Annotated in this window: 9 protein-coding genes and 6 pseudogenes; 7 read left to right on the forward strand and 8 right to left on the reverse strand. The window is 67.9% G+C overall.

Annotated features, from left to right (window positions below; all coding sequences use genetic code 11):
- Positions 1-254: 254 nt before the first annotated feature.
- The 6 genes and pseudogenes from N8I87_RS40450 to N8I87_RS40470 form a co-directional block, all read left to right on the forward strand.
- A pseudogene (locus tag N8I87_RS40450) lies at positions 255-1,276 on the forward strand (IS110 family RNA-guided transposase); the annotation flags it as partial.
- Positions 1,277-1,398: 122 nt separating this feature from the next.
- The gene (gene istA, locus N8I87_RS40455; protein ID WP_438829318.1) at positions 1,399-2,454 is read left to right on the forward strand and encodes an IS21 family transposase; all 1,056 of its coding nucleotides are present in this window, start codon (positions 1,399-1,401) and stop codon (positions 2,452-2,454) included.
- Positions 2,391-2,810: a Mu transposase domain-containing protein gene (locus N8I87_RS44800; RefSeq protein ID WP_438829323.1), complete on the forward strand. Its 420-nt coding sequence runs from the start codon at positions 2,391-2,393 to the stop codon at positions 2,808-2,810. Before istA ends, N8I87_RS44800 begins: the two co-directional genes overlap by 64 nt.
- Positions 2,807-3,579, forward strand: a pseudogene (gene istB / locus N8I87_RS40460) (IS21-like element helper ATPase IstB). The gene N8I87_RS44800 and the pseudogene istB overlap by 4 nt, the downstream one beginning before the upstream one ends.
- A pseudogene (locus N8I87_RS40465) lies at positions 3,579-3,866 on the forward strand (IS110 family transposase); the annotation flags it as partial. The pseudogenes istB and N8I87_RS40465, both read left to right, overlap by 1 nt.
- Positions 3,867-3,888: 22 nt before the next feature.
- Positions 3,889-4,266 (forward strand): annotated as a pseudogene (locus N8I87_RS40470) (transposase); the annotation flags it as partial.
- Between the two features lie 58 nt (positions 4,267-4,324).
- On the opposite strand, the gene N8I87_RS40475 reads toward N8I87_RS40470, so the two are convergent.
- The 8 genes and pseudogenes from N8I87_RS40475 to N8I87_RS40505 form a co-directional block, all read right to left on the reverse strand.
- Positions 4,325-4,699 carry a transposase gene (locus N8I87_RS40475; RefSeq protein WP_263215927.1) on the reverse strand — a complete coding sequence of 125 codons (375 nt, stop codon included), beginning with the start codon at positions 4,697-4,699 and terminating at the stop codon, positions 4,325-4,327.
- Between the two features lie 119 nt (positions 4,700-4,818).
- Positions 4,819-6,186, reverse strand: coding sequence for a HAMP domain-containing sensor histidine kinase (locus N8I87_RS40480; RefSeq protein ID WP_263215928.1), 1,368 nt, complete (start codon positions 6,184-6,186; stop codon positions 4,819-4,821).
- Entirely contained in the window at positions 6,183-6,863 is a 681-nt protein-coding gene (locus tag N8I87_RS40485) for a response regulator transcription factor (protein ID WP_263215929.1), read from the reverse strand. The genes N8I87_RS40480 and N8I87_RS40485 overlap by 4 nt, the downstream gene beginning before the upstream one ends.
- Before the next feature lie 1,146 nt (positions 6,864-8,009).
- Positions 8,010-8,081: pseudogene (locus N8I87_RS44805) on the reverse strand (IS200/IS605 family transposase); the annotation flags it as partial.
- A gap of 28 nt (positions 8,082-8,109) precedes the next feature.
- Positions 8,110-8,238 (reverse strand): hypothetical protein, encoded by a 129-nt coding sequence (locus N8I87_RS40490; protein WP_263215930.1) that lies wholly within the window; start codon positions 8,236-8,238, stop codon positions 8,110-8,112.
- A complete protein-coding gene (locus N8I87_RS40495; protein WP_263215931.1) occupies positions 8,235-9,890 on the reverse strand; it encodes an IS1182 family transposase in 1,656 nt (551 codons plus the stop codon). The genes N8I87_RS40490 and N8I87_RS40495 overlap by 4 nt, the downstream gene beginning before the upstream one ends.
- Positions 9,891-9,927: 37 nt before the next feature.
- Positions 9,928-10,809 (reverse strand): IS3 family transposase, encoded by an 882-nt coding sequence (locus N8I87_RS40500; protein WP_263215932.1) that lies wholly within the window; start codon positions 10,807-10,809, stop codon positions 9,928-9,930.
- Complete coding sequence (locus N8I87_RS40505) at positions 10,806-11,105, reverse strand: transposase (protein ID WP_263215933.1); 300 nt, start codon at positions 11,103-11,105, stop codon at positions 10,806-10,808. Before N8I87_RS40505 ends, N8I87_RS40500 begins: the two co-directional genes overlap by 4 nt.
- Positions 11,106-11,247: 142 nt before the next feature.
- Between N8I87_RS40505 and N8I87_RS40510 the strand changes: the two are divergent.
- Positions 11,248-11,505: pseudogene (locus N8I87_RS40510) on the forward strand (helix-turn-helix domain-containing protein); the annotation flags it as partial.
- Positions 11,506-11,580 lie beyond the last annotated feature (75 nt).

Here is an 11,580-nt window from a genome sequence, read left to right on the forward strand (position 1 = left end):
GCTCGTGGTCGGCAACGTGACCGATCACATGATCAGACCGTTGACGTTCATGGTCCGAGCCGCTCGCAGGGATCACCTCTGACCTGTTCAGGAGCCATCGAGCTCTTCTCAAGACTGAGGACCCTGCAGGTCGCTGGGGTCACGAACGGCTAATCGGATGACGGGCCATCGAGCCCTGCCATTAGGGAGACGCGTGCCCCGCACGGCTGTGACCAGCCAAAATACGCGACTCACCCGAGAGGACGTGAACCGTATTGAGCGTGTTCTGCGGCATCGACTGGGCCAGCGACCACCACGACGTCGTCCTGGTCGACAACGCCGGATCCTTACTGGACAAGGCCCGTATCGACGACAACGCCGACGGCCTGGCCCACCTCCTGCAGATGCTTACCGAGCACGGCGACAGCGCCGAAGCTCCCATTCCGGTGGCCATCGAGACCTCCCGCGGGCTGCTGGTCGCCTGCCTGCGCGCGACCGGCCGCCCCATCTACGCGATCAACCCGCTGGCCGCAGCACGCTACCGCGACCGGCATGCGGTCTCCCGCAAGAAGTCCGACCACCTCGACGCCGTGGTACTCGCGAACATCCTGCGCACCGACGCCGCCGCCCACCGCCAGCTGCTACCGACTCCGAGCTCGCCCAGGCAATCGCGGTCCTCGCCCGCGCTCAGCAGGACGCCGTGTGGGACCGCACCCAGGCCGCCAACAAGCTCACCTCGCACCTCCGCGCGTACTTCCCCGGCTTCCTCGCCTCCGTCGGCGTGCGCCGCGAGGGCGTCTGCCACCCCATCGCCCGCGTCCTGCTTGCGGCCGCCCCCACCCCCGGCCAGGCCGCCCAGCTGACCCGCGCCCAGTTGCGGTCGTTGCTGAAGAAGGCCGGTCGCAAGAACACCATCGATGCAGAGGCAGAGCGTCTCCAGACCGCGCTGCGCGCCCCGCAGATGCGCCAGCTCCCGCTGGTCGAAGAGGCCATGGGCCGCCAGACCCTCGCCCTGCTGCGGCAGCTGGATGCCGCCTGCGCCAGCGCCGACGACCTCGCCGAGGCCGCGATGGAGTCTTTTAAGCAGCACCCGGACGCCGAGATCATCACCGGCTTCCCAGGGCTCAGCGCGCTCAGCGGCGCCCGGGTGTTCGCCGAGATCGGCGACGACCGATCCCGCTTCGCCGACGCGAAAAGCCTCAAGGCTTACGCCGGTTCGGCCCCGATCACCAGGGCCTCCGGCAAGAGCGTGGCCGTCCTTGCCCGCCGGGTCAAGAACCAGCGACTGGTGTCCGCGTACAAGCGATCGTGCACCACCTCGTACGGATGAGAGTGCACCAAAGCTGATGCGGTGACGGATGGGTGCCGGGAGTCTTCTGTCGTCGGTTTCGGGGCGGCAGAGGGGCGGCTGAGGTGGTCTTGGACCCGCATCGCTGGCTGGAGTTGAGGCGGTTCCGCGGTCTGTACGAGTCCGGTGCGATGAGCCTGCGGGAGATCGCGAAGGAGACCGGGCTGAACCGCCGCACGGTCACGAAGTACTTGTCGGGCGAGGCTCCCGTCGCGCCACCGACACGGACGGCCGATGGCCGGCAGCAGCGACGGGCGGTCGACGAGGTGGCCCCGCTCATCGACGCGATGCTCAGGTCGGAGGTCCTGCTGAAGGCATCGGTGATCCACGAGCGCCTGGCGTCGGAGTACGGGGTCACCATCAACTACCAGCGGGTCAAGATCTACCTTCAGGAGGCCCGGCCCCGGATCGCCGAGGAGCTCGGTATCAGCCCGGGCGAACTGGCCGGCCTGCACCGGCGTTTCGAGGTGATCCCGGGCGCCCAGGCCCAAGTGGACTGGGGGGATGAGGGCCAGGTCCTCGCCCATGTCGGGATCCCGAAGGTCTACTCGTTCCACATGACGCTGTCGTACTCGCGTGATCCGTTCTGCTGCTTCACCACCAGCCAGGACCTGGCGAGCTTCTTCGACTGCCACCGCCAGGCGTTCGCGCACTTCGGCGGGGTGCCGATGACGATCGTCTACGACCGCACCAAGACCGTCGTGCGCCGGCACGTCGCGCCGGGCGAGGCGGTCCCGCTGCACCCGGAAGCCGTCGCGTTCGCCGGGCACTACGACTTCGACATCGACGTCCTGGCCGCCTACCGACCCCAAGGCAAGGGCCGGGTCGAGCGGCAAGTCTTGATCGTCCGCGACCATGTGCTGGCCGGACGGGCTTTCTCCTCGATCGAGGAAATGAACGCCGCGTTCTCGGCCTGGGTGCCGCTGCGGAGGGCGAAGGTGCACGGCACCCACGGCGAGATCATCGGACACCGGGCAGTGCGGGATCACGTGGCCCTGCGGCCGCTGCCGCCGACTCCCTATGTGGGGCCCAGCGGCATCTGCGGCACGTCGGGAAGGACTGCCTGGTCGCCTTCGACGCGAACCTCTACTCGGTCCCCGCCCGCAAGGTCCGCCCACGCCAGCTGATCGAGATCCGGGCGACCAAGTCGCAGGTCACCCTGCACTCCACCGTCCCCGGCGCCGACGGGGAAACTCTGCTGGCCGCCCATCCAAGGGCAGTCGGCCGCGGCGCCCGGATCGTGGATGAGAGGCACTGGGACGGCCTGCCCACCGGCGCCGGGCGTCGTGTCACCACCGGCGATGTCGTGCCCCCGCCCCGCCGTAACCAGCCTCTGGGACCCGAGGCCGGGCCGCTGCAAGCCCTGCTGAACCGGGCCGCCGCCGCAAGCGTCGAGGTCGGCCGTCGCCCGCTGTCCGTCTACGACGAACTCACCGGCACCCGCCCGTTCACCACCAACCGAGCGACAAAGGAACCCTCTTGAGCCAGCTGACCGGCAACCGCATCCGCACCACGGCTACGGCAAGCTCGGCCTGCCCCATCTCGCGGAAACCATCAATGAGTTCACCCGCCGGGCCGACGAGGCGAAAATGGGCTACCTCGACTTCCTCGACCTGGTCCTGTCCGAGGAACTCGCGGTCCGTGAGGACCGCCGCTTTCGCAGCGGACTGCGGACGTCGAAGCTGCCGCACCACAAGACGCTCGACGAGTACGATTTCTCCTTCCAGCCCGACCTCGACCCTCGCAAGGTCAAAGACCTCGCCACCCTCTCGTTCGTCGAGGCCAAGGCCAACGCCGCTCTGCTGGGTCCGCCGGGGGTCGGCAAGACGCATATCGCCGTCGCCCTCGCCGTCGCGGCCTGCCGGGCCGGTTACTCGATCTACTTCACGACCCTCGACGACATGGTCCGCAACCTCAAGACCGCCGAGGCCGCCGGACGGCTGGTCAACAAGCTGGGCACCTACCTGCGGCCCAGCGTCCTCGTGGTTGATGAGGTCGGCTACCAGCCCCTCGAACGCGCCGAGGCGAACCTGGTCTTCCAGGTGATCTCCAAGCGTTACGAGAGGGGTTCCATCATCCTGACCTCGAACAAGACCTTCGGAGAATGGGGACAGGTGTTCGGAGATGAGGTTCTCGCCACCGCGATCCTCGACCGTCTCCTGCACCACTGCGAGGTCGTCTCCATCAACGGCAACAGCTACCGGCTGAAGAACCGTCTTCAAGCTATCGAGCGCGACACCGACGTGGCCTGAGCAGTGGTGCACAGATCTCTGTACTTGGTGGTGCACTCAGGCGAGTACGGGGACAACTGGCCGGTGTCGGCTACGTGTGGGCCTTCGCCGCCATGGCCCACTCAGACGGCGCCAGAGCCCACTACGACCGCCGCCGCAAGGCCGGAGACCGCCACACCGCCGCTCAGCGCAACCTTTTCAACCGCATGCTCGGCTGCCTCCACCACTGCCTCACCCACCGCGTCCACTACAGCGAAACGGTGGCCTTCGCCGCCCCATCAGACACTCAACTAGCGGATGCCGCTTGACAGTTCTTCCGCATCGGATGTCTCGATGCCGGGGGTCGCGGTCAGGACCGCCGCAGTCCTGCTGGTCACCGTCGGCGACGGCACCAGCTTCCCCAGCGCCGCCCACCTCGCCTCCTACGCCGGACTCGCCCCCGCCACCAAATCGTCGGGAACCTCGATCCACGGCGAACACGCACCCAGAAGCGGAAACCGGCAGCTCAAACGGGCCATGTTCCTCTCGGCGTTCGCCGCCCTGCATGATCCCGCCTCCCGCACCTACTACGACAAATGCCGTGATCGGGGCAAGACCCACACCCAGGCCCTCCTCCGCCTCGCCCGCCACCGCATCAGCGTGCTCTTCGCGATGCTCCGCGACGGCACCTTCTACGAACCACGCAGCTCCGAAGCAGCCACCACATGACCACTCAGCCTTGACGAAGGACATAGAGGCACCCCCCGGATCAGGCTGCCCCCAGCTTCTACCGAACCGCTGCGACGGCCGGGCGGTGGCGGTCTGGCACCACCACTCGGTCACACAGAACTTCGTGGCGCACCCATGCAGCGTTTGAAGACATCGCGCTCCATCTCCAGCTCCCGGACCCCATCTCCCGCCGCAGCCGCTCCAGTTCAGCGAGTCCGGTATCCCGCAGCCAGCCACCCGAGACGGCCGGGGTCGCGGGACGGTCGGAGGAGGCCGAGCCGTTGCGGCGCCACCGCGAGACCCAGCTGTGCAGCGTGCCGGGATGGACACCGAGTTCCTCGGCGACCTCCGGAATCGGCTTCTCCGTCCCGATCACGATGTGTACGGCACCCTCACGGAACTCCGAGTCGTACGTTCGCTGTTTGGATCCCATGAATTCCAACTTCCCGTGCAATCACGGACTCCACGCTACGAGGCAAGGGCCAGTATGACCTGGTAGCACCGCCGGTAACGGATGAGGGCCGGCCCATGTCCGATCTCAGCGAGGTGTAGTCAGTCCGGTGGTGCGGTGCGAGGTGCAGCCGCCAATTGGAGGGTGAAGAGCGCGCCGCCGTCAGGGTGGTTCGCGGCCCGGATGGTACCGCCGCACTGGTGGACGATCTGCTGCGCGATGGCGAGGCCGAGCCCGGAGCCGGTCACCGCCCGGGCGTCGACGGCGCGGTAGAAGCGGTCGAAGACATGCGGAAGATCGGCCGGGTCGATGCCCGGCCCGTGATCGCGTACGTCGATCCGGCCAGGACGGACGGTGACCTCGATCGGGGTGCCGCGGGGGGTGAACTTGACGGCGTTGTCAAGGAGGTTGCCGACGGCGCGCAGCAGTTGCCCCGGCTTGGCCACGACCCTGGCTGGGGTGGCATCGACGACGATGCGCCGGTCGCTGCGACGCCGGGCCCGCTCGGCCGCGCGTTCGACGAGGTCAGCCAGGTCGACGTGCTGCTCGTCCTCATCCTCGTACTGGTCGACAGCGAGGGCGACGAGCTCGTCCACGAGGGCGGACAACTCCCTCAGTTCGCTGTCGAGGTCGCTCAGGACGCGATCACGCAGACCTTCGTTGAGCTCGGGGTAGTGTCGCAGCGTGTCCACGTTGGAGCGAACGCTGGTCAGCGGTGTCCGCAGCTCATGGCCGGCATTCTGGACGAGTTCTTGCTGCTGTTCACGGGAGCGGGTGAGGGCACCGAGCATCTCCGCGAAGGCGCGCGCCAGTCGGCCGACCTCATCGCGCCGACCGGTCGGCACGTCGATGCCCAGGTCACCCGTTGTCGCGATCGCCTCGGCCGTGGAGGTGAGCCGTGTCACCGGTCTACTGGTCCAACGGGCGATGAGCACGCCCGCCCCGGCCGCCAGCACGATGATCGCAAGACCGGCCGTCGCCGAGCGAGCCCGCACCGAGGCGAGAACACTGTGCGTCTCGGCCAGGCTCCGGGCGATCCGCAGTTCCGACCCGGCGAGTTCGATGACCATGACACGGTAGTCATGCCCGCCCGCGGTCTCGGTCCAGGGACCCCGCAATCCGCCGCTCGCGTCCACACCCGCGGCAGGCTGCCTCAGCCGGACGCCCTCGCTGCCGAACAACGAGGTGACCTGTCCGTCCGGATGGACGCACTCCACAATGTCGGGCACACCGACGACGGGTGGCAGGCTGGCGATGCCGACCCCGCCGGCATCCTCGGACCGGCCGCCGGGGCAGATCGCGCTGTCGGTCGCGCCGGACGTGACCGCTGCCGCGAAGCCCTTCAGGCCGGTGTCGACCGCCTCGTAGAGGCGCCGCTCGGTGACCTCGTAGTTGACCCAGCCGGCCGCCACAACGGACAGTGCGGTGAGCGCGGCGAGGGCGAGAGCGAGGCGCGCGCGCAGGTTCACGGTTCCCGCAAGGTGTAGCCGACGCCGCGAACGGTGTGGATGAGGCGGGGCATGCCGTCGGCTTCGAGCTTGCGCCGCAGGTACCCGACGTAGACGGCGAGAGCCTTCGAATTGGGGCCGAAGTCGTAGTCCCATATCCGGCTGTAGATGGTCGAACGGCTGAGCACCACACCGGCTTTGTGGACCAGCAACTGAAGCAGGTCGAACTCGGTCTTGCTCAGCTCCAGTTCGCGCTCCCCCCGCCAGGCCCGCCTCGCCGCCTCATCCACGCGCAGGTCCGCCACGCGCAACTCGCGCTCCGGCTCGTCGTAGCGGGCTCGGCGCAGCAGCGCACGGACCCGCGCCAGCAGTTCTTCCAGGTCGAACGGCTTGGGCAGGTAGTCGTCCGCACCGGCGTCCAGACCGGAGACACGATCCGGCACATCCGTACGGGCGGTCAGGATCAAGATAGGTGTCCGGTCGTCACGCGCCCGCATCCGCCGACAGACGGTGAGCCCGCCGACACGCGGCATCATGACGTCGAGCACGACTACGTCGGGTGCCTGAGCTTCGATGGCCTCGAACGCCGTCTCGCCGTCTGCGACCGCCGTGACCTCGTAGCCCTCCAGTTCGAGGACACGCGTGACCGACTCACGCGTAGCGCGGTCGTCCTCGGCATACAGAATCCGTTGCGACATACCGTTCAGGTGATACCTCTCGCTCTACAGGGAGTTGCAGCATACGCGGAGCCCCGAACGGTGCGGGCCGCGCGGCACCGTGACTCTTCCGCGGAGGAAGTTACGGGCGCCGACCGGACCCTGACACCCGGCCCCGGTCCGCTTCTGGTTTCGCCAACGGTCAAGCGGTCGGGGCAGGGCACCGGGGGACTGCGCTGACGCTCCCGGGGCGACCCGCACGGCCGCCCCGGACAGCGCCGCAACACCAGTGACGATCACGACCTGCGTGCGACCTAGCCGCACGCAGGGTCTCACAGTCATGTCGCCCTTCCCGGTCTGCCGACTGAGTCAGTGGCCGGAACCGCCGGCCCCACCAGTGGCCTTGCCGGATCCGCCGGCCCCACCAGTGGCCTTGCCGGATCCGCCGGCCCCACCAGTGGCCTTGCCGGATCCGCCGGCCCCACCAGTGGCCTTGCCGGATCCGCCGGCCCCACCAGTGGCCTTGCCGGATCCGCCGGCCCCACCAGTGGCCTTGCCGGATCCGTAGCCCCACCAGTGGCCTTGCCGGATCCGCCGGCCCCACCAGTGGCCTTGCCGGATCCGCCGGCCCCACCAGTGGCCTTGCCGGATCCGCCGGCCCCACCAGTGGCCTTGCCGGATCCGCCGGCCCCACCGTCGCCGATGCAGGTGTCGCTCTTCTTCCCATCCGTGCGCTTCAGTTTGTCAACTGCCTTGCCGTGACCACCCGCAGCGGTGCCGCTCGAGCCTTGGACGCCGGTCTCGCCGACCCTCCCGCACTCGTCGTTGACAGCCTGCTGGACCGGCGCCTTGGGCGCCGGAGGGTTGCTGGCGTTGGCGGCGGCCGCGAACCCGCCGGTCAGAACCGCCGCGCCCGCCACGGCTGCAATCATCGTCTTGCGCATGTGTATTCCTTGAGTGTTGAGGGCTGTTCATCCACTTTCACCCCTGTGCATTTGGGGCTACCCGGAGACTGGCCGACACGAGGTAAGACCAACGCCCCAGGAATTCCTAGAGGAAGGTAAGAAGGCAACCCGCAACCCCGCGGTCAACACAACTTCTCCAGCCCATCGCAACGCCCCCGTGGCGCCGCTCCCGGGCTGACTCGCCGAACTCCTGCGCCCGGCGCCGCTGCCGCCGCAGACACGGCCCGTGCATGATGGCGGGGTTGATCCGGCCGGTGAACTCCTGGCGTATCCGACGGGTGGAGACACCTTGAAGTTTCCCCGTGATCTTGGACACTCGTCGGTTATGCTGCGAGGGCGTGTTGATGCCGCTGCCTGGTCTCGGCCGGGGTGAGGTAGCCGAAGGTCTTGTGCTTGCGCAGGCGGCGACGGTTGTAGAAGGTCTCGATGACCCTGTTGTCCAATTGGTTCATGCAGCGAGTTCGAGGGCCGCGAGCCGGGAAGTTCTGGTCTGGGCGAGCGGGATGCCGGTCCACCAGGCGTCGAGCCGGATCAAGTTGACTGCAGCGGCTGTCAGGACATGACCGAGGTGTGTCTTGGCTAGGCCGCGATAGCGGGTGCGGCGCATGCCGCCGACGGCGACGGCTTGGTGGATGGTGCCCTCGATACCGGCCCTGGCGGCGTAGCGTTCCTTCCACGCCTTGGTGGTCTGCTCGGCGCGGACGCGTTCGAGCAGGGCGTCTTGTCCTTGAGGCCGGACGGTGAGCTGTCGGCCGTACTGGGTGGAGCGGGTGCACTGGTCACGAACGGGGCAGGGAGAGCAGGTCGTGGTCGCGAAGCGGATTCTGATCACGTCGCGACCGTTGTTGTCGAGGCCGACTGTCCAGTAGCGGCTCGTCCGGCCAGATGGACAAGTGGCGGTCCTTTCCTGCCAGTTGATGGTAAAGGCGGACTTTCCGAACCCGTCGGACTTGACCTGTTGCGGGGTGCTGTTCGGCCGGACCGGTGCGACCACACAGATCTCGCGTTCGACAGGGGCGGTCAGCAGGAGTTCGGCGGAGGAGTATCCCGAGTCCAGGAGGTGTTCGGCAGGCTTGAGGCTCTTGGTAGTGAGCGCGTCGTGCACCGCGTCGACGACGGTCGCGTCGTTCGCGGTGGCATCGGTGGTCACCACGTGGGTGATCAGATGCGGCTGCCCGGAGCCGGTGCAGTTCTCGCTCAAGTGGACCTTGTAGCCGGTCCAGGCCGAGCCGCGCTTGTGTGAATACCGGGCCTCGGGATCGTACGGCGAGGCGATCAGCGCTCTGCCCGGCGGGAGATCATCCTTGCCGCGCCAGCCCACCTCCTGCACTCCGTCGGTGACGGTGCGTGTGAACTGCTGGATCCAGACCATCCGTAGCACGGTCACCGCGGGGATCTCGCGCAGCCATGTCGGTGCCGTGGAAGTGTGTACGGCTTCGAGTAAACGGTAGCCGTCGGCAGCAATCTGCTGGGCCAGCCGGTCGCGTTCGGACCGTTCGGAGGGCAGCCGGTAGGCATCGGTCCTGGCGCCGTAGCGCTCCTGCCATGCCGGGTCCATCCAGCTCACGAGCCACTGGGCGCTGGCTGCGGACAGTGCTTCCAGGCAGGCCCGGAGCGTCTCGCCGATGAACTCCAATCGGTTCAGGCGCCGGACGGCCGCCAAGACGTGAGTGGAGTCGGTGCGCTGCCGCCCTCCGGCACTGACCAGGCCCTGGCCGGCCAGGCGCTCCAGCAGCAGGTCCAGCACCCGCTCCTCCAGGCCGTGGTCCAGCAGTCGTTGCCGGAACCCGGTGAGCACCGTGAAGTCGAAACCGGGATCGGTGAGCTCCAGTCCCAGCAGGTACTTCACGTCGATCCTGGCCCGCACCGCGTGCGCTGCCTGCCGGTCCGTCAGGTTCTCAACAAATTGCAGCACGCTTACCAGGGCGAGCTGCCCGGGCGAGATGCCAGGACGGCCGCGGTCCCCGAACGCCTCGCGGAACTCCTCGTTCGAGAACACTGACCCGAGTTGGTCACGGATCCGCATCGCAAGACACCCCTTTGGGAACCCGGCATGTGCGACCGCACTCGTCCCATCCGGAACACCGCCAGAAGCCGATCCCATCGACACAACCGCCACCCCCTGTCGCAGGGCGACCCCTTCACGCGCCCCTGACCAGGGCAGGGTCCGTCACGCCGCCTGCCTCCGACCGAGTGATCGACGCAAACTCCCTCGAATTGAGCAACAGGGTCTCTCGATGAAGGTGAAGACCTCGGCGCGGGCTGTGGCCCGGTCGGGCCAGGTGCGGGTGCCGATCTCTTCCTTGAGCAGGGCCCAGAAACTCTCCGCGGCCGCGTTGTCGAAGCATGATCCGGGCGCGTTCGCAGCTGTTCCGCAGCCCCAACTCTCGTATTCGGTCGCTGAATTGGGTCGAGGTGTATTCGCTGCCGCGGTCACTGTGGATCACGCAGCCGGGCTCGAGGTTCCCTCGGCCGTAGGCCATGTCGAGGGCGTCCACGACGAGTTCTGCGCGGTGGTGATCGGCCATGGCATAGCCGACGACCTCGCGGGTGGCCAGGTCCAGCCGGCAGGCGAGGTAGAGCCAGCCCTCGGCGGTGGGCAGGTAGGTGATGTCGCCGACCAGCTTGATCCCGGGCCGCTCGGCGTGGAAGTCGCGGCCGATCAGGTCAGGGGCCGGCTTCGCCTTCTTGTCGGGCCGGGTCAACGAGCTGCGCTTGCGCCGGGTGACGCCTCGGATGTCACGCTCGCGCATCACGCGGGCGATGCGCTTGCGGTTCACCCGCTGGCCCAGACGCCGCAGTTCGGCGTGGATGCGCGGGACACCGTAAGTGCAGCGGGAGGCGACGTGCAGCACCGTGATCTCGCGCGCGAGCGCGTCGTCGGCGGCCTGCCGGGCATGGCGGCCGGCCTCGCCCTCGCGCCACGCGTAGTAGGAGGAGCGGGCGACGTGCAGCACCCGGCACAGCAGAACGATCGGGTAGTTCGCCTTCTCCGCGTGGATGAACCGGCACAACTCGCTCACCGGTCGTTCTCCTTCACGAAGAAGGCGGTCGCTTTTTTCAGGATCTCGATCGTCTGCTGCTGCTCTCGGTTCTCCCGCCGCAGCCGCTGGAGCTCCTCGCGCTCGGCACTGCTCAATTCGCCGGGAGTGCCCTCGCCCCGGTCCGCCTTCGCCTTGCGGTACCAGCCGCGCAGGGACTCGGAGCTGATGCCGAGTTCCCGGGTGACCGCCGTGACCGTCTTGCCCGAGGAATCGACGAGCGCGATCGCGTCCCGCTTGAACTCTTCGGTGTACCGCTTCGTGTACTTGCTTCCCACCTGGTGCTACTTCCTCTGGAACCTCAGGTCCCAGTCTCCAGGTGTCCACGATCAAGGGGAAGGTTCACCTTGAGGCTGTTGACCAGCTTCGATACGGCGACCTTGGGCAGTGCACCAGGAGGTGGACGTGATCGCGTTCGCCTTGAACTCCTTCAGCTCTGCTTCGAAGTCCTCGCAGACCTGTGCGCTCGCGAGTGCGTTCTGGTGCGCCCGCGTGGTGTGGAACGACTGCCTGCGCGACCGCAAGGAAGCACACGCGGCAGGACTGCCGTACGTGAGTCGGCCGAGCTGTCCCGGCTTCGTATCACCCAGGCCAAGCGCACCGAGGAACGTGCCTGGCTCGCCGACGTGTCGGCGGTCGTCCTGCAAGCAGTCCCTTCGGGACCTGGACACCGCGTACACGGTCCGGGCAGGACCGGCAGTCTGCCTCGGCGAACCGGGCCTGCAGATAGGTGTTCGCTTTGTCCTCAGCTCG

This window comes from Streptomyces sp. HUAS 15-9, assembly GCF_025642155.1.
Lineage (GTDB): Bacteria > Actinomycetota > Actinomycetes > Streptomycetales > Streptomycetaceae > Streptomyces.

Coding starts and splice junctions, on each gene's coding strand:
- N8I87_RS40475 (WP_263215927.1), bottom strand. CDS start 4,699: ATGGGATCCAAACAGCGAACGTACGACTCGGAGTTCCGTGAGGGTGCC.
- N8I87_RS40485 (WP_263215929.1), bottom strand. CDS start 6,863: ATGTCGCAACGGATTCTGTATGCCGAGGACGACCGCGCTACGCGTGAG.
- N8I87_RS40490 (WP_263215930.1), bottom strand. CDS start 8,238: ATGAACCAATTGGACAACAGGGTCATCGAGACCTTCTACAACCGTCGC.
- N8I87_RS40495 (WP_263215931.1), bottom strand. CDS start 9,890: ATGGGATCGGCTTCTGGCGGTGTTCCGGATGGGACGAGTGCGGTCGCA.